Genomic DNA, 18,039 nt, shown 5'->3' on the forward strand with positions numbered 1-18,039 from the left:
ATTACAAAGCAAAACCTGGGTAAGGCAGAACTACCCTGCGTGAGGGCGTAGGTGAAACTCTTTTTGCGAAACGCAGTGGAGCAAAAAAGTGGGAACCGGAGACCGACTTTTCTTTTTTCGAGGGAACGGCTGTGGCAAAAAAAGAAAAGACACGCCCAAATTAAAATAAAAAATCTTCTTTGCGGGCGAAAGTTGAATTATTTATGATTGTTTTATTTCGAAAAAACAGACGTCGGCATTTTGATAGTGTTCCTGCAATTGTGAGGCGTCTTTCAGTTTTTTCATGCCTAAAAAATTGAAGCCCGCATTTTTGTAATGGTTGATTAACCGATCATTTTGACCGCAGGTATCCATTCTGATGAATTTTTTATTTTCTTTTTTGATAAAATCTTTCGCCCATTCTACAATGATTTTTACAAAATTATTTCCTCTAAACTCCGGATTGGTAGCGATGCGATGAAGGTAGATGGCATCATTGTTTTCGCGCTCTTCCCAAATCTGCGCATCATTATAAGTAATGGCCCAAATGCAGGCTATTTTATGATCGATCACTATTTTAAATTGCCTGTTTTGAAGCACTTCAGTAGCGATAAATTCGTGATCAAATGCTGGCCAAACATTTCCTGGAAAGGTGATTTTTTGATAATCGGTTGCGAGTGTATACAATCTAAAAATTTCTGGAATATCATCCTTAGTGCTGTTCGTTATCGTCATTGTGTAAGGTAAAATGTAAATTGTTTTGGTAAAGATAATTATAATCTGATTGAAATGCTGGAGCTGTGCAGATCGTAAGCTAAGAAAAACAGCAAGCTGGGCGTACTTTTAAATTAAAAAAATAAGCGACTTTTTCAAGCCGCTTATTTTTTTGTTCTATAAACTTCGTTAGATCGTCATTGAAAAAATACGGGTTTCGGGTTTGTTTCGCAGCATTCTGAGGTCGAAAGTCATGGCAACATTTCGGGTAAAGGCGCGGCCTTTCTCGGTAATTTTTATGGTGTTATTGGCAATTTCTACCAAACCATCGGTTTCCATTTCTTTTAAAACTTCTAAGGCATTTTCTATTTCCGGGAAAGTGGTTTTTACGTCCCAAGCGGTTTCCAAGCGACACATTATATTTAAGATATGTTTTCTGATGGTTAAGTCTTCTTGATTCAAAACATGGCCTTTTACCACTGGAATAATTCCTTCTTCTACTATCTTCTGATACTCTTCAACCGTTTTATTATTCTGTGCAAATGCATACCAAGAATCAGAAATTGCCGACATTCCCAAACCTACCATCAATTGGGTTTTACTGGAGGAATAACCCATGAAATTTCGGTGGATATCTCCTGAAACCATGGATTGATAAAGATCATCATGCTCCAAAGCGAAGTGATCCATGCCGACTTCGATATAGCCTAATTCTTCTAATAATTTTTTTCCGTTGGTGTACAATTTTCTTTTCTCTTCGCCACTTGGTAGATCATTTTCGTCGAAGCCTCTTTGTCCCACGCCTTTAATCCAAGGGACATGCGCGTACGAATAAAACGCTAAACGATCTGGCTTTAATTCCAACGTTTTTCGAATGGTGTACTCCATTTTCTCCCAAGTATGGAATGGTAGTCCAAAAACCAAATCATGCGAAACCCCTTTGTAACCAATTTCACGCGCCATTTCTGTTACTTTTTTCACATTTTCAAAAGGCTGGATTCTGTTGATGGCTTTCTGTACTTGCAAATCGTAATCCTGTACGCCGAAACTTGCCCGACGGAAACCTAAATCATACAAGGTTTGTAAATGTTCACGAGTGGTGTTATTGGGATGGCCTTCAAAAGAAAATTCTGGATTTTTGGCGATTTCTGCTTTGGCAAAAATTCCGTCCAATAAAATTCTGAGATTTTCAGGAGAAAAAAAAGTGGGTGTGCCACCACCCAAATGGAGTTCCTTAATTTTGGGCGTTCTTCCGAATAGTTTTACATATAAATCCCATTCTTTCAAAACGCTTTCGAGGTACGGAGTTTCTACGGAATGTTTTTTGGTAATTCTCTTGTGACAGGCACAAAAGGTGCAAAGCTGCTCACAAAAAGGCAAGTGAATATAAATAGAAATCCCTTCGGAATCATTGGTTTCATTAAAACTTCTTAAGACTGATTGCTGCCAAAGATCACTGGTAAAACTTGCATCGTCCCAAAAAGGAACGGTTGGATAAGAGGTATAGCGTGGGCCGGGAATATTGTATTTATCGATTAAAGAATTCATTTATTTGTCAATTTTTTTTAATAAAAACACGGGAATTCCGATTGGAATTTTCTGGTGCAAATTTAACTCAAATTAAATGAAACCTAAATTTTCTACGATTGATAAATGACATCGTTGTATTATTATTTTCCTACCACAGCTTCTTTTTTCTGAATCAACGCCTGCACTTCATCAGCGAAATTTTTCCCCAAATCGATGTAGGCGGCTGAATTATAATGCCAAGGATCATCGCCATAACCATAGTTTTTGGTTGATCTAACAATAGCGGCGGCTTTATCTTGCGCCACAAATTTCTCTTGTGCATATTGTATAAGTTCTCCTGTTTTCCAAACTCTTCCGCTTGGATCTTTGCCCGAATCCGAGATTTTCCCAATCACGACGGGTACTTCTGCATCGCGCAAACTGGCTCGAAATCCTTTAAACAAAGTAACTAGATGACCATAATAATTTTGCGCAATTTCTTCGGTATAGCTTGCATCGCCTTCGCCTTGCATCCAAATAATTCCGTTCATTACCACTTCTTCATTCTTCTGAAAATCTATTTTTTGAAAAGCATTTTGGACTGTGTTTAAATAGTGTTTAAATTGATTTCCGCCGGTTTTTCCAAAATAATCAGAATCCCAACATCCGAATGGCCCGCGTGCTAGACTGTCTATCGATGTTCCTTCCCTGGCATATTTAATGATTGCAATTTTATCTTTCGGGTATAATTCTTTTAATCTCTTAGCAAAAGATAATTCTGGACCGAACCGATCAGAGTGTTTGTTGGTTTTTCCATCGGTGGTAAATTGATGCCCGTGCCCAGGTTTTAAAATTTCCCATTTTCCTACGCCTCCATTTGGTTCATGATCAGCCACAGCTTTGCCTTGAAAGATATAAACATCTTTGAATGATTTTAGATCATCAGGTAAATCTTTGGTAAAACCAAAACCATTCATATTGCTTTGTCCGGCCAAGACGAAAACTCTAATTTTTTGAGAGAATACAAACAAGGGTAATATCGTGAAGAGTACGAAGTTGAATTTTTTCATTTTTAAAGTTTTAGGTTCATTTTTATAATTCTATTTTTTCCTGCGAAAACCAAGGTATTTTCATCGATCCATTCGCAAACATATAAGCCTTTTTCATCAGAAATTATCTTCCAAGTTTTTCCGTAATCTTCAGAGAATTCGATCTGCTGATCACCAACAGCAATAAGGTCTTTTCCGTTGGATTTCGGGCGAAATTTTACGCAGGTTTTATAGCCTCCATTTTTTTCGGACGCTTGAATTTGCCAGGTTTCGCCGCTATCATTGGTGGTGGCAATATTGTTACTATTTTCTGCTTGTTGGGTATAATCACCGCCAACTGCAACACCGAATTTTTCATTAAAGAAATCGATGGAGTATATTCCTTGGGAAGAAGTTCCTTGAATAAATGGCGTTTTAAATTCCGACCATTTTTTGGGATTATTCCAAGAAAATCTAAAAATTCTTGCATGAGTTCCGCCGCTGGCAATCCACACGGTATTTCCCCTCATGGCAATATTTGAATTACTAGCCGCAAAATGGGCTTCTTTTTCAAAATAGAAGGGCTGATCATCCTTTAAAATAACTTTTGTTGGATGTTTTTGGGTCTTTTTAAAAATAAGTGCATTGAGAAAGCCCGTGGGAGTTGGATCACTGATCGCTAATCCCCGATTATGATCATCGAATATGAATGCGTCATAGAATGCAGATTCAAACTCGTCTTCATAGATCATCTGCGCTTTCAAATTTTTCTTGTCGATACGAAATACATATACAGGAATATCAATATTGATGGTGTAAAAATCGGTATCATTCTGAGCTAAGGTACGAAACTGTAAATTTTTTGCAGAGAGTTTAATTTGTTTTTTATCGGCAGAATCCTTTATGCTCACAAATCCGAATTTAGAATGCGTACCAGCATACCAGACTTTGCCATCGTAAATTTGTAAGGCACGGATTGAAATATTATCTTTTAATAAAGTCTGAATTTCTACTTTTTGCCCAAACAAAAAATTTGCACCCACGAGAATAACGAACAGTCGTATCATTTTTTTCATTCCTACAAAATTAATTAAATTAAAAAATTATTCCACATTAATAATTTAAAAAAGCAAGCATTCGAAAAATTCATGAAGTAAAACCGAATAATTTGGGTTTGATTTGTTTCAAAAGCAATACCCTTAAAAATTAAAAATGATTGCAGGCATTTTTTAGATGAACAAAAATCACTTTTTAATTGAAGCCGAAAATCTTACCTTTGTAAAAACAAAAGTAATATGAAATTTTTTATCGACACTGCAAATCTGGAGCAAATTAAAGAAGCACAGGATTTAGGAATTTTAGATGGCGTAACGACCAATCCATCATTAATGGCTAAAGAAGGGATCAGCGGAAAAGAAGCGATTCTAAACCATTACAAAACCATTTGCGAAATTGCAGATGGCGATATTTCTGCCGAAGTTCTGAGCACCACTTATGAAGAAATGATTAAGGAAGGTGATGAATTGGCTGCAATTCACCCAAATATCGTCGTAAAAATCCCGATGATTAAAGACGGAATTAAAGCGTTGAAATATTTTTCAAATAAAGGAATAAGAACCAATTGCACTTTAATTTTCTCTGCTGGGCAAGCGCTTTTAGCCGCAAAAGCAGGAGCAAATTATGTATCTCCATTCTTAGGAAGATTAGATGATATTTCGGTGGACGGAATGAATTTGATTGAAGAAATCAGAATTATTTTTGACAATTATATGTTTGATACTGAAATCCTAGCAGCGTCGATTCGCTCGCCAATGCACATCATCAACTGTGCGAAAATTGGGGCAGATGTGATAACCTCTCCGTTGGATTCGATCCTGAATTTATTAAATCATCCTTTAACAGATAAAGGTCTGGCACAGTTTGTAGCGGATGCAAAAAAATTAGGATAAGAAGATTATGCTCTTATTCATTATAAAACCGCCTGCGAAATCAGGCGGTTTTTTGATGGTAACAATAATAAAGATGCTCGTAGTAATGAAATATAGTATTCCATTTTCATCACCAAAATCTTCTGAACAATATTGCTATAGAATACGAAATCATGACCTTATGAAAATCATGAACACGGCACTAATAAAAGTGGCATCAATTCAAATATTTTGTGTAATTTAGTTTTTATAAGAACATGTAACAAACCATTGATAAAATTAGATTATATGAAAAAACTACCTTTATTATTTTTACTTTTTGCGTCTCTTTTTACCTATTCTCAAATTAGGTTTGAAAAAGGATATTTCATTACAAACACTGGTGAACACTACGAAGTTCTCATTAAAAATGTTGACTGGAAAAATAACCCCTCAGCAATTGACTACAAACTAAATGCAGAAGATCAGCTCAAGCGTATTTCTGTAGATCAGGTTCAGTTGTTTGAAGTCTATAATCAGTCTAAATATGTATCGGGTATGGTAGACATCGACCGGTCTCCATCTAACCTTGATCAAATGAGCGATGAGCGGGAGCCTACGTTTATAAAAGAGAAACTTTTTCTAAAAGAAATTGTAAGTGGTGATGCAACTTTATACGAATATACCGATGGTAATCTTACCCGGTTTTTTATAAAAAGGGGCACGGAAAATATCATCCAACTGATTCATAAACCTTATTTACACGACAAATACTCGATTGCGTATAATGACGCTTACAAAGAGCAACTTAAAAATATGCTTGGGTGTACAGGTATTAAAGATTCGTCAATAGACAACATGACTTATAAAAAAAATGCATTGGAAAAGGTATTTCTACAATACAACAACTGTAATAATCCAGACTATCAACCAGTAATAGCTACTAAAAGAAAAGGTAAATTTAATGTAAGTGTTCGTCCTAGATTAACTATATCTGATGCCGAAACCGAAAAACCGTCGCCTGTTTTTGAAACTAAATTTGAAAGCAAAAATGATTTTGGGATTGGTGTAGAGTTAGAGTACGTTTTACCATTTAATAAAAATAAATGGTCTATTATCTTGGAGCCTACCTACCGAACTTACCGCTCCGAAGTTTATAAAAGTTGGGCATCACTCCCCGACCAAATCTATGTTAGTACCATCGAATATCAATCGTTACAATTCCCAATTGGTTTGCGACACTATTTCTTCATCAATCAAAAATCAAAAATATTTATAAATGGTGTCGTTGTGATTGATGCAGCAATGGATGCAAAAATAGAACAGAAGGGTTTTGAAGGATACGTTTACAACACCTATGAAATTAAAACCAAACCTAATATCGCATTTGGAGCGGGCTATAATTTCAATAACAAATTCGGAGCTGAAGTGAGGTATTTCACATCGTCAAATATTACTTCAAGTTTTGTTGATTATCGAACCAATTATAAAGCCCTGTCCTTTATACTGAGTTACAATTTCCTTTAAATAAAACCGTATATACTCTTTCCAAAATAAACCGCCTAACTTTATTTGGCGGTTTTTTGAGGTAAACTTTTTCTTATCAGATTGTAGAGATCTATACTCTAAAAGGTTGATTTTTATAAATCAGCCTCTAGGGTTTATTTTTTAGGGGAAGTCTGAAGTGAAAAAATTGTGAAATCTTTTACAAGGGCTCGCCATAATCTACTCGGTTGTTGTATAAACTCATAAAAAAAACCAGCTAAAAGCTGGTTCAATGGGTCTTATTTCTTAGATTCCTCTACAGAAACTTTTCTGAAATCCTTGAACAATTTGCTCAATTCTAAAGCAGCTTTACGAGCTCTAGTCCCTGCAGCTTTGTTTCCTTTTTCCGCTTGTTGCGTTGATTCTGTGGTGAATGTTTCAAACTCAGCGTTGATTTTTTCAATAAGTTCTTTCATAATATATAATTTTAGTCTGCAAACATATGATTTATCATGGATTTAGCCTAATATGAAAGGAAAAAATTTCAGTTAAAAACGCTTTTTTAAAGAGTCCTCAATTAAAAGTTCATAATACAAATCTTCAAATTAAATTGCGCACAATATAATTGTTTGCTATATTTGCATTTGAAAAGTAGTAAAATTTAAAAAGAATATAATGTCATTATTAGAAAATTTACAATGGAGACATGCTGTAAAAGCATATGATTCTACGAAAAAAGTTTCGGCAGAAGATCTAGAAAAAATATTAGAGGCGGCTCGTTTGGCTCCAACTTCTTCTGGACTACAGCCCTTCCGTATTATCGTGGTCGAAAATCAGGATTTAAAGGAGAAGATGGTAAAGGGGACATTGAATCCCGAAGTGATGAAAGACTGCTCCCAAGTTTTGGTTTTCGCTGCCTGGGACAGTTATTCCGATGAGAAAATCGATGAAGTTTACGATCGTCATACGGAAGAACGCGACCTACCAAAAGGCAGATTCAGCAGTTATACCGACAAATTAAAACAAATTTATGGTGCGCAAACGGCTGAAGAAAATTTTGCACATACCGCAAGACAAACCTATATCGCTTTAGGGCTAGCCATGGCACAAGCTGCAGAACTAAAGGTCGATAGTACCCCCGCGGAAGGTTTCAGTAACGAAGTCGTAGATGAAATCTTAGGATTAAAAGAATTGGGGTTAAAGAGCGTTACACTACTCTATCTAGGCTATCGAGATTTGGAAAAAGATTTCTTATCTCATATGAAAAAAGTAAGAATTCCGATGGAGGAATTTATTATTCAGAAATAAACCAATAAATAAAGTGAATAAGCCATCCTATGGAAAACCCAAATACACCCAAGCTCGGAAATCAAATCTGCTTTCCACTCTACGTGATTGCGAAAGAAATTACCGGCATGTATCGTCCGTTTTTAGATGAATTAGACCTTACTTATTCTCAATATTTAGTGATGATGGTACTTTGGGAAAATGATGGCTTAACCGTGAATCAGATCGGCGAAAAATTATATCTGGACAGCGGAACATTAACACCGCTATTAAAAAGATTAGAAGTAAAATCTCTTCTGCAACGAAATCGAAAAAAAGAAGATGAACGCGTTGTTGAGGTTTCATTAACCGAGCAAGGAAAAAATTTACAAATGAAAGCTTGTGCAATTCCTGGGAAAATGGTTGAGAAACTTAATATATCCGCAGATGATTTGGCAGAACTTAAAACTACAGTCGATAAAATTTTAAATAAAATAGAAAAATGAAAAAATTATACACCACCAGTGTTACCGCAAAAGGCGGCAGAGATGGTCACGTAAAAAGTGACAACGGAATTATAGAAATGGAGGTCAGAACGCCAAAAGCTTTAGGTGGCATCAGTGATGATTTTGCCAATCCAGAAATGCTTTTTGCTGCCGGATATTCCGCCTGTTTTGACAGCGCTTTGAATTTGGTGCTTAAGAAATCCAGAATAGAAACAGGAGAAACGATGGTGACTGCCAAAGTAAGCATTGGCCAAATAGAAAACGGCGGCTTTGGTTTGGCGGTAGAATTGGAGGTGAATGTTCCGGGTGTTTCTTTAGAAGAAGCAAAATCTTTGGTTGAAAAAGCACATCAGGTTTGTCCGTATTCCAATGCGACACGAAACAATATCGAGGTTAAAATGGCGGTGACCAATCATTAACTTTAAAGATTGCTTTAGAAACCCATTCATTTCACCATTAAAATTCAAATCAATTTATAATTAGCTTAAAAACAAAAACGGCAAAACATTAAAGTTTTGCCGTTTTTAAGTGACCGCGAAGGGATTCGAACCCCCAACCCTCAGAGCCGAAATCTGATATTCTATCCAGTTGAACTACGCAGCCAAATTTTTTAGTTTTGGAGTGGTGAATTTTTGAGAAATTTAACTGAAACACTCAATTACTATCCATTCAAATACGCTAGAAAATAATTCTCACTCCACCCAAAAACTGTGCTCCCAAAACTTTATAACCTTTGTAAGTTTGATACTGGGTATTGAGTAAATTATTTCCGAGTGCGAAAATACTGAATTTTTTGTGAACTTTGTACTCTGCGGACAAATTTATATCAGCAAATCCGCCAACTTTGTCATTTTTGTCTTCGGAACTGAGGTAAATACTCGGATTAATTCCATTATTATTCACTTCAAAAGAATTGGTTGTTTGGTCCGTTGCAAAAATTGCTTTTGCTTCAAGGTTCAATTTTTTATCCAACATCGAATACTTCCCACCCAAACTTGCTCTTACCAATGGTTTGTTAAAAATATTTGCATTGTTATCGAGGTTGTATTTTTCAAATTTAAGTTCCGCATCAAAAGAAAGATTTGCCAACGGAAAATATTGCACACTGGCTTTGGCTTCACTCACTGTTCCATTATCATACACTGCCGAGAATGTATTGGCAAAGTCATAAGCCGGACGATTACCATCGACATCATAGGTAAATAAATTATTGGCGCGAAAGAACAAAATATCATTCATTTTTCCAAATCCTCCGCTGAAATCATATTTAATGTTTTGATCAATGTCACCACGTAAACCAAAGTAGAATTTATATTTCGTTTCCGTCGGACGCAATTCCTGATCAGAAACCAAATAAGGATTCTGTTCCAGTAAATTAGCATAGGTATTGAGTTTTAAACCACCTTCGATTCCGGCGTAAAACTTAAATTCATCAGCGGCCGCATACTGCAATTCTGCTTTTGGAAACCAATACGTTTTGCTATTTTGACCATGCTTTGCCAAAACTAAATTAGAATTTTTAGCATTTAAAAATGAAAAATCAGAACCAATCATTAAATAAGATTTTCCTTTAAATAAAGTCATTTTCGGTGCTAAAGTCGCATTAAAGAACTGAGACGAATTTTTGTTCAATAAATCAAAATCAGATTTTACGGTTTCTAAATTTAATCCCAAGTCCGCATTGAAACTCACATCATCAAAACTTGGCAATTCTACGCCATGCTTCGATAAATTCACCAAAATTTCTGCCTGATTTTCCTTCGTGCCAAAATGATCACTTAAGAAAGAAGATTTAAGTCGGACATCATTCAGAAGGTCATTGGAGTAAAAATCGTAGTAACCATTGACTTTAAACCGGTTGGTTTTCTGTTTTAAATCAATATTTGAAGCTGGAGTTATTGCATAAATTCCGTAATAATTATAATCGTTTAAACCATAATCTGCATTCACACTCAACTTGCCTTTTGCTCCGTAAGAATTTAAATAGGCGCCGAAGTTAGCAGTGCTTTGGTTAGAATCCCAAGCATATACTTGCTTCAAACCAGTGGTAGAAAGAAAATGAACATCGCCACCGACTTCCATTCCACTTTCTAATTTGGTAGAAATATTTCCATCGGCCAAAATTTTACCATAATTCCCCATACCGAGTTGGAAATAATTATTGTGGTAATCTGCATCAAACTTTGGCGAAATATCTTCACCTTGAATTAAAGAAGTTTTAAAATCAGATGAGGCCGGAACATTGGTAATATCGTACGTTGGCGGGTTCGCAGATTTTTCTTCCGGTGGATAATTTTTCTCCGCTTCGATGGAGGTTTTTTTCTTTTCTATTCTCTTTACTTCCGGTTCGCGTTGCCGATCCAAAATCAGTTTTTCTTCTTTAATCTGCGAAAAAACTGCTGTCGAGGAAAATAATAATCCAAGGAAAAATAGATGTTGAATGCTCTTATTCATTGATTCTTTTATTAGATTCAATGGGCTTTGCCCATTGCTATTTTATTTCGCCACTTCGTGGCTTTTAACATTTTTAATTTCTTTAATCATATTCAATGGGCTTTGCCCATTGCTATTTTATTTCGCCACTTCGTGGCTCTTGACATTTTAAATTTCTCTTATTAGATTCAATGGGCTTTGCCCATTGCTATTTTATTTCGCCACTTCGTGGCTCTTGACATTTTAAATTTCTCTTATTAGATTCAATGGGCTTTGCCCATTGCTATTTTATTTCGCCACTTCGTGGCTCAACCTTGTTTCGGGCCTGCATTGAAAAAAACTCCATTTTTTCAAGCCTCAAGTCCCTCTACTTTGGCGCGGGATTTAGGGTGAGGACTACTTTTTAATTTGTTTTTTTAAATCTTTCGCTTCACTTACAATCTCGGGGAAATCAGCATAATTATCCATAATCTGATCAGCCGTATAACTCGCTTGGTAATTGTCCTTTAAACCAATGTAATTTCTCACCATCAAAACCAAAGATTTTGCTCCCCAATATTCTTCAGAAGCATAATTATTGGCCAGTTTAAAAATGGTTTCATTGGAAGATTTAAAGGCTTTACCTTTGTTTTGAAAAAATGCTTTTGCATACAAAGCTTCGGCAGCCACTTCGGTATTTGAAGATTTTTCTAAAGCCGAATAGGCGGTTTTTGCTTCTGAATCTTTTCCGTTGTTCATCAAACTTCTGGCTTTAATCACTTTCGCCAATTCATTAACTGAGGCCGAATTTTTTGGATTTTGCAAAACCATATCAGCCAACGTTTCTGCTTTTTTGAAATCTTTTTCGGCAGCGTATATTTTCATTAATTCTACATTCGCGAAATTTTTCACATTTACATTGGTAGAATTGGAAAGTGAAACCAAATATTTTTTGGCTTCATTGCTGTTGTTCTGCGCGATAAAAATTTGTGCAATTCTTGTCTGCGCATCTTCTTGATAATCGTTTTGAACCTGAGCAACTTCCTGTAAAACCAATAAGGCTTTTGTAGAATTTTGCGTCTGGAAATAACTTTCGCCCAACTCATATTGCGCTTGGTATAAACCTTCGCCGGTTGGATTTTGTGTTAAATATTTTTCAAAAAGTGGAATAGCGTTTTTGTAATCTTTATTCGCATAGAAAGTTTTCGCACGGTTCAGATTAATTTCATCGATTTCAGAGGCGTCAATTCGAACGCCAATACTTTGGGCAAAATTCTGATAGCCTGAAACATCATTGTTTTTAATAAAAAGCGGACGCGCAGCCTGAACAATTTTACTTGCATATGCCGTGTTTTTATACTGATTTCCGAGTGATTTTAATTCAGATAAAGCTTTAGAATCTTCATTTTGATCGATGTAATTTTGCGCTCGATAAATTTGGGCATTGGCAACCAAATCTTTATCTCCACTGGTTTTAATGACTTGGCTAAAATAATCGTTCGAGTTTTTAAAATCGTCATTTGCTGCATAAGACGTTGCAATCTCATATTGCGAATCATCAAAATATTCAGAGCTTTTATACTGAGTCAGTAGTTTTTTCAGTTCGGCAATTTTCGCCACAGTGTCCCCTTTAAATCCAAGAGCCATGGCTTTTTGGAACAAAGTATAATCGTCGGCATTTTCTGTTTTATCGTAAATGGCAATTGCCTCGTTTAAATCATTGTTTGCGTAATACGTATCTGCCAAACGAAGTTCTGCATCATTTTTAAATTCAGGTTTGGGATTATTCAAATAGGCTTTGAAGTATTCTTTGGCCTTATCAAATTTCTTTGATTTAAAATAAGCATAACCCAAGTCGTAATTTAACTGTTGCTTTTCTGGGAAATTCTCGGATTTCAGTTTTTCAAAACGTACGATTGCAGAAGGATAGTTTGATTTTTGATAATAGGTTTGCGCCAACCAATATAATGCTCTGGAATTAAATTCTTTATTGATATTAAATTCAAGACTTCGCATAAAATACTTTTCTGCTTCATCCAAATTTCCCTTATTAAATTCCTCTGTTCCTAATAAATAAGAAACTTCTTGATCCACTTTATCGGTTTCTGGCGTAGAATTCGGCATTTTGTCGATCGCCGCAAGCGTTCCTTTATAATCACCCGAATAGAGATACGATTTTACCAATAGCGATTTCATCTCTTTTGTATCCGAACTGATGGGATATTTAGAAATATAATTCTGAATTACATTTGAAGCGGATTCAAATGGATTTCCGAGTTCATAACTCAATTTCGCATATTGTAAATGAGCGAGCTGCTGCACTTTTGCGTCATAGGTCATTTGGTAAGACGAACGAAAAGCCGAAAGTGCTTCCTGTTTTTTACCGACTTCCAAATAGGCATTTCCCAATTGGTAATACGCATTTTGAGAGGTTGCCGAATTGCTGTTCAATAATTGGTTATAATAAGAAACCGCTTCATCATATTTTTTAAGATGCGCAGAAACAAATCCCATTTCGTACAAATCACTTTCCGAGGGATTTTCTTTACTTTCCAAATAAATTTTCAAATGCGGATAAGCCGAATCGTAATCGCCTTTCATAAAATAACTTTCACCAATCATTTTATGAACTTCTGCTTTGTAATCTGCAGAAATATTTTCATTAAGTAAAGCATTTCCTTCTCCAATCGCTTTATCGTACTCTTTATCATTAAAATAAAGCTGAACGTAGTAGGGTTTTACAACACGCGCATATTTATCATTATAATTTATCTGGTCAAAAAAAGTAAAAGCTTCCTCACTTTGTCCGTCTGCGTAATACAAATGTCCCAGCATATACGCGATGTCATTTTTATCGGAACCTTCGGTGGTTTTATACGCTTCTTCCAAGGCTTCGATGGCACCTTGCGAATCACCAGTCATGAATTTCGCATAGCCGATTTTCGTTATATATTGGGTGTTTTCTTCTTTTGAAAGCTGGTATTGATTGACGTTGTTTAAAGTTTCTAAAGCTTTACCGAAATCTTTTTGAGTCAAATAAAAATCGGCCAAAGGCAAATTGGCCTGCGCAAAATAAGCTGAGTTTGGATATTGTTTGATGAAGGCATCTAAACCTTGCTCCGCATGATTTTTACGTAAAATAACGCCGATTACATTATCGAAAAACTGGGCAGCTTCTTTTTTTGAATAGGATAGGTTTTCATTGTAGAAATACTGTCGAGCATATTCAAATTGAGAAGCGTTATAAATTTTATTTTGATACAAGTTTTCCGCTAAGTTGAAGCGGTAGTTTTCGCGGTCGTTGAAGAATTGAGATTGCTGAGCCTCGGTAAAACCGAAATAGAAAATTGCTGTTGCAACTAAGATTTTTTTTGAATTCATTTAATCCTGATTTTCGGAAGGTTTTTGAATTAATTGTGATGAAAAATTCCTGAGAATGATTTCCACATTTAATCAACGAAAATAAGGAAAAGTTATTGTCTATACAAGTAAAATTGTTGGTTGTGGAAATGTGGATAACATTCAAAAAGCCGTAAATTAGGATTCAAAATTTAAAACTTTTCTTAGTTTCTATTCTTCAGCAAAATCCAACCTTGTCGCTGCTCTGTTTTTTGCGTGACCGGATCAAACCACGAAACCATATACCAATAAGTGGAAGTTGGTAATGATCGACCAGTTACTTTACCGTCCCACACTGTTTTTGTTGGGTTGGTAGATTCAAAAACCTTTGCGCCATTGCGATTAACAATTACGATTGAAACCTGCTGCATTTTATCCAGATTGTCTATTTTCCAAGTATCATTAAATCCATCGGCATTTGGAGAGAACGCATTGTTGATTTTAATAAAATAAACAGTTTTTGGCGGCCCAAAGCAACCTGTTGCAGATTGAACCTGTATTTCGTACGATGATGCAGTCGGATTCTGCAAGATGTTGGAGTTTTGCACAACCCCATTAAAATAATATCGATACGGTTTTACACCACCATTTGCAATCACTTCAATCGAATTATTGGTTTGGTTGATGACTTCAATTTTTGGTTGATTTTCCTCAGAAATAATAAAGTTGTGCGTGTAGGAACATCCATCGGAATTTGTTAATTCTACCGAATAATTTCCTGCACCGCTGAACATTACAGTTTGGGTTGTTTCACCTGTACTCCATTTCCAACTTAGATTTTCAGAGCCAGCATCAATCGTTAATGTTTCCCCAAAGCAAATAAAATATTTATCGATGAGTGTTGTGGACTTTGTCGGGGTATTTACTATTAAATCAATTCTCGCAGAAGACGGACAAAAATTAGGAATCGTAATTTTCAGGTAAACCGTTTGGGCAAATGCTATTTCATTGGTATAATTTGCGGGAATCAATTGGGTGAAAGCTGCATCTTTAAAATATTCAAAAGTAGCAGATGCGTCAGTGGTAAAGATTGACTTTTTTAAAGCTAAATCAAAAGTCGTTTTGCCATCAAAATTGGTATCACAAAGAATAAAATCTGTGATGGTGGTCAATAGAACAGAATTCCCACCTTTAATAAAAGTAACCGTTTGAACCTCGGAAATACAACCCGTCGTTTTATCTTTCATTTTAAATTGAACGGTTTTCGGCAAAATAGAAAGATCGAAATTCGCAGGAAGTGTATTTCCCAAAGCATCGGTAAAGGTATATTGCGAGGAATTATGAATGACTTGATTCTGAAAATCTTGCAAAGAGAAAGTAGTTTCTGCGCAAATTAAAATTTGAGATATAAGAGAAATTGGCTTCGGTAAAAAAGTTAAATTAATCGGAATTTGATCACTACAAGTTGTATTGTAAATCACCTTGATATAAGGATTTACGCCAAAAATCGCGCTATCATAATTGGCAATTTGGCTGGCATTTAATAAAGTTCCATTGGTGGAATAATATTCTAAATTCACCGTAACGGGTAATTGCGCATTGGTTAAAGAACTTGTATTTTGTGTTAAATTAAAAATAGAATCTCCAGTACAATTACTTTTATTAAGGGTCGTTACCAATAATTTCGGTTTTAAATAAACCAAAATTGAAATCGACGGATGATCAGGCGAAACACAACCTGTGATATTATTTACCACTCGGATAAATAAGGTGGAATATCCCATTCCACTTCTGAAATTATAACTCACCGCATTTGCACCCGATTGCGCTTCAGCCATAGAATTATGAAAAGTCACCGTAACATTAGGGTCTGCATTAATTTCAGGAATCAAAGACGCCAAATCAAAAGTCTGTGTGGCACTCGCGCACTGCGGTGGAAGTTGGGTCGTTGGTGCATTGGCAATGACTTTCGAATTGAAAATAAATTTTAAAGTCACTACCGTTTCGCACGCAAAACTCGGATGTTTTATTTTGACCAACACCGGATTGTTGACTTGCGGATTGACTGAATTTAGTTTCTGATAAGTAGTTCCACCATCTAACGAATAACTAAATTGATAATTATTTCCTGAAAAAAACTGATTTTCAAAACTACTCAGATTAAATACATCAGTGCCAAAACATAAGATGTTCGGGCTATATTCTTTACCATTCAAAGGCAAGGAAGCAAAGGTAAGATCGAATGTTGCAGTGAAACTACATGGCGCGGTCGTGAGAGTACTTTCTGCGATAATGGTTATGGATCGTGTAGAATTTTCAATCAAATTAAAATTGGCTGGCGACAAAATATCAACTCCATTTTCCTGAAACTTCAAAGTGTATTGGGCTGGATTTGCTGGATAATAAGCATAGAGATTCACGGTTGTTTGGGTACTGCCATCCGTTTTACAAATAAATTTTGGACTGTTATCAAAGGGCGGAAAATTGCCATTCAAAGACAATGAAATCGGTGCTGAATCTAAGGTGCATAAACCGGCAGAACCCACTCGAATGATCCGAACAACATAATCACCACTGGAGGTGACCGACAGGGCGTTGCTCGTTGATAAAACAATTGGATCACCCACTTTCCTCCATTCATAAGTTACATTTGGCACCAAAGCAGTTTCTAAATTAACCTGAGCACAAGTGGAACTAAGGGTTGTAATTACCGGCGTTTTTAAGCTTTTAAAAATAACCTCATCTGAAACGGCTGCGCCAATTTGGGTACCGGTATCAGGATCAATATAGGAAACCTCTATTTTTAAAACATCAGAATCGGCGGGTATAAAATTATTTAAGGTATCTGAGTTGGTGCCAATCAGCAAGCCATTGTTGGTCCATTTAAAAACCGGTGTCAGATTTTGATTGGGAGTAAACAACCAGGCCTTCCCTTCCGTTCGCCAGGGGCCATTATTATAGTTTTGACCTGCTGTACTGTGAACAGGAACCCGAAATTTGGTAGCATCATCATTTTGAATACCCAGAATCGCGTTATATTTAGTCTCTGTTTTATTATTTACATAAATAACAATTCTGCCATCTTCTAATAATAAGATATAACTGTAATAACTTGCACTCGAAATATCACCCAATCCATCAGTCCTAATTTGATTTTGAAAAGAAACCATAAGTCCATTCACACCACCTACCACGACACTCTTGTGCAGATAGATCACCGATCCATTCACAGACTTGGGAACCAAATCGGTATACCCAAAGAAAATTTGCGCCAGATTTAATTCTTGCGTGGGATTTGTTTTAAATATTTTATTATAATCGGTGGAAGGTAAAACCGAGTACGAATTATAAGCCGGAACCCCACTAAAAGTACGGTCGGTATAGATGATATTATTTTTAAGATTATCCAATTCGGCATCGTTGGTAAATACCAACCGTCCATTACTGCCCATCACTGCTTTAGAATACGATTTTCCATAAAAGCTAAAATTAAAACCAATAGCAAAGGCCTCGCTGAATTTATCAGCACCGGCAGCCGGAAAAAGAATGGGAACTGAACCCGCAGAAAGTCCAAAATCATTCGGTGAAACGCTGCTCATTGTATAGTCACCTGTTGAACTAGAAACTGCATCTACTTTCAAATTAAATTGCTCACCAGCACAAAAATACTGCTCTGCCGGATAGACTGCATGATCAGCCGGATTGTACAGTTGAACAGATTGTCCATATCCAAGGGTGAAAAGAAGGGTAAATAAAAAAAAAGAAAACTTCTGCATCAAATCAATTTTTCGTAAAAATACGTTATTTATTGAAACAAAAATTTTGTCTATTTTAGTATATAAGTTCCCAAAAAAATAAATTTTTTAAAATTTTCTGTTACATTTGTGTAAATTA

The 18,039-nt window shown here is 35.9% G+C and carries 13 protein-coding genes and 1 tRNA gene; 5 read left to right on the forward strand and 9 right to left on the reverse strand.

The annotated features are described in order from the left end of the window. Nucleotides 1-201 precede the first annotated feature (201 nt). The 4 genes from QWY78_RS08200 to QWY78_RS08215 all read right to left on the reverse strand — a co-directional run bounded on the left by QWY78_RS08200 (nucleotide 202) and on the right by QWY78_RS08215 (nucleotide 4,306). Nucleotides 202-714 carry a GNAT family N-acetyltransferase gene (locus tag QWY78_RS08200; RefSeq protein WP_290218546.1) on the reverse strand — a complete coding sequence of 171 codons (513 nt, stop codon included), beginning with the start codon at nucleotides 712-714 and terminating at the stop codon, nucleotides 202-204. Nucleotides 715-882: 168 nt separating this feature from the next. Further along, a complete protein-coding gene (hemN, locus tag QWY78_RS08205; RefSeq protein WP_290218548.1) occupies nucleotides 883-2,241 on the reverse strand; it encodes an oxygen-independent coproporphyrinogen III oxidase in 1,359 nt (452 codons plus the stop codon). Nucleotides 2,242-2,363: 122 nt separating this feature from the next. After that, nucleotides 2,364-3,272, reverse strand: coding sequence for a sialate O-acetylesterase (locus tag QWY78_RS08210; protein WP_290218550.1), 909 nt, complete (start codon nucleotides 3,270-3,272; stop codon nucleotides 2,364-2,366). 2 nt (nucleotides 3,273-3,274) lie between these two features. Then, a complete protein-coding gene (locus tag QWY78_RS08215) occupies nucleotides 3,275-4,306 on the reverse strand; it encodes a WD40/YVTN/BNR-like repeat-containing protein (protein ID WP_290218553.1) in 1,032 nt (343 codons plus the stop codon). A 219-nt stretch (nucleotides 4,307-4,525) separates the two neighbouring features. On the opposite strand from QWY78_RS08215, the gene fsa reads away from it, so the two are divergent. Beyond that, the gene (gene fsa / locus QWY78_RS08220) at nucleotides 4,526-5,179 is read left to right on the forward strand and encodes a fructose-6-phosphate aldolase (RefSeq protein ID WP_290218555.1); all 654 of its coding nucleotides are present in this window, start codon (nucleotides 4,526-4,528) and stop codon (nucleotides 5,177-5,179) included. A 267-nt stretch (nucleotides 5,180-5,446) separates the two neighbouring features. Then, nucleotides 5,447-6,664 carry a porin family protein gene (locus QWY78_RS08225; RefSeq protein WP_290218558.1) on the forward strand — a complete coding sequence of 406 codons (1,218 nt, stop codon included), beginning with the start codon at nucleotides 5,447-5,449 and terminating at the stop codon, nucleotides 6,662-6,664. A gap of 257 nt (nucleotides 6,665-6,921) precedes the next feature. Here the strand turns inward: QWY78_RS08225 and QWY78_RS08230 are convergent, their stop codons facing one another. After that, nucleotides 6,922-7,098, reverse strand: coding sequence for a BF3379 family histone-like protein (locus tag QWY78_RS08230; RefSeq protein ID WP_027377988.1), 177 nt, complete (start codon nucleotides 7,096-7,098; stop codon nucleotides 6,922-6,924). 199 nt (nucleotides 7,099-7,297) lie between these two features. On the opposite strand from QWY78_RS08230, the gene QWY78_RS08235 reads away from it, so the two are divergent. Genes QWY78_RS08235 through QWY78_RS08245 form a run of 3 tightly spaced genes read left to right on the forward strand, consistent with a single transcriptional unit; the run spans nucleotide 7,298 to nucleotide 8,813 of the window. Continuing rightward, entirely contained in the window at nucleotides 7,298-7,930 is a 633-nt protein-coding gene (locus QWY78_RS08235; RefSeq protein WP_290218565.1) for an NAD(P)H-dependent oxidoreductase, read from the forward strand. A gap of 29 nt (nucleotides 7,931-7,959) precedes the next feature. Continuing rightward, nucleotides 7,960-8,394: a MarR family winged helix-turn-helix transcriptional regulator gene (locus QWY78_RS08240; RefSeq protein ID WP_290218569.1), complete on the forward strand. Its 435-nt coding sequence runs from the start codon at nucleotides 7,960-7,962 to the stop codon at nucleotides 8,392-8,394. Beyond that, the gene (locus QWY78_RS08245; protein WP_290218572.1) at nucleotides 8,391-8,813 is read left to right on the forward strand and encodes an organic hydroperoxide resistance protein; all 423 of its coding nucleotides are present in this window, start codon (nucleotides 8,391-8,393) and stop codon (nucleotides 8,811-8,813) included. Before QWY78_RS08240 ends, QWY78_RS08245 begins: the two co-directional genes overlap by 4 nt. Before the next feature lie 110 nt (nucleotides 8,814-8,923). Here QWY78_RS08245 and QWY78_RS08250 read toward each other — a convergent pair. The 4 genes from QWY78_RS08250 to QWY78_RS08265 all read right to left on the reverse strand — a co-directional run bounded on the left by QWY78_RS08250 (nucleotide 8,924) and on the right by QWY78_RS08265 (nucleotide 17,921). Continuing rightward, nucleotides 8,924-8,997 (reverse strand) — tRNA-Arg (locus QWY78_RS08250). Between the two features lie 75 nt (nucleotides 8,998-9,072). Next, nucleotides 9,073-10,848, reverse strand: coding sequence for a TonB-dependent receptor (locus tag QWY78_RS08255; RefSeq protein ID WP_290218575.1), 1,776 nt, complete (start codon nucleotides 10,846-10,848; stop codon nucleotides 9,073-9,075). Nucleotides 10,849-11,223: 375 nt separating this feature from the next. Continuing rightward, nucleotides 11,224-14,187: a tetratricopeptide repeat protein gene (locus QWY78_RS08260; protein ID WP_290218577.1), complete on the reverse strand. Its 2,964-nt coding sequence runs from the start codon at nucleotides 14,185-14,187 to the stop codon at nucleotides 11,224-11,226. A 182-nt stretch (nucleotides 14,188-14,369) separates the two neighbouring features. Further along, nucleotides 14,370-17,921 carry an FIDD domain-containing protein gene (locus QWY78_RS08265; protein WP_290218580.1) on the reverse strand — a complete coding sequence of 1,184 codons (3,552 nt, stop codon included), beginning with the start codon at nucleotides 17,919-17,921 and terminating at the stop codon, nucleotides 14,370-14,372. Between the last annotated feature and the right edge of the window lie 118 nt (nucleotides 17,922-18,039).

The sequence above is a fragment of the Kaistella yonginensis genome (assembly GCF_030409525.1).
GTDB classification, from domain to species: Bacteria; Bacteroidota; Bacteroidia; order Flavobacteriales; family Weeksellaceae; genus Kaistella; species Kaistella yonginensis.

Coding starts and splice junctions, on each gene's coding strand:
- QWY78_RS08200 (WP_290218546.1), bottom strand. CDS start 714: ATGACGATAACGAACAGCACTAAGGATGATATTCCAGAAATTTTTAGA.
- QWY78_RS08255 (WP_290218575.1), bottom strand. CDS start 10,848: ATGAATAAGAGCATTCAACATCTATTTTTCCTTGGATTATTATTTTCC.
- QWY78_RS08260 (WP_290218577.1), bottom strand. CDS start 14,187: ATGAATTCAAAAAAAATCTTAGTTGCAACAGCAATTTTCTATTTCGGT.
- QWY78_RS08215 (WP_290218553.1), bottom strand. CDS start 4,306: ATGAAAAAAATGATACGACTGTTCGTTATTCTCGTGGGTGCAAATTTT.
- fsa (WP_290218555.1), top strand. CDS start 4,526: ATGAAATTTTTTATCGACACTGCAAATCTGGAGCAAATTAAAGAAGCA.
- QWY78_RS08230 (WP_027377988.1), bottom strand. CDS start 7,098: ATGAAAGAACTTATTGAAAAAATCAACGCTGAGTTTGAAACATTCACC.
- hemN (WP_290218548.1), bottom strand. CDS start 2,241: ATGAATTCTTTAATCGATAAATACAATATTCCCGGCCCACGCTATACC.
- QWY78_RS08265 (WP_290218580.1), bottom strand. CDS start 17,921: ATGCAGAAGTTTTCTTTTTTTTTATTTACCCTTCTTTTCACCCTTGGA.
- QWY78_RS08240 (WP_290218569.1), top strand. CDS start 7,960: ATGGAAAACCCAAATACACCCAAGCTCGGAAATCAAATCTGCTTTCCA.
- QWY78_RS08210 (WP_290218550.1), bottom strand. CDS start 3,272: ATGAAAAAATTCAACTTCGTACTCTTCACGATATTACCCTTGTTTGTA.
- QWY78_RS08245 (WP_290218572.1), top strand. CDS start 8,391: ATGAAAAAATTATACACCACCAGTGTTACCGCAAAAGGCGGCAGAGAT.
- QWY78_RS08235 (WP_290218565.1), top strand. CDS start 7,298: ATGTCATTATTAGAAAATTTACAATGGAGACATGCTGTAAAAGCATAT.
- QWY78_RS08225 (WP_290218558.1), top strand. CDS start 5,447: ATGAAAAAACTACCTTTATTATTTTTACTTTTTGCGTCTCTTTTTACC.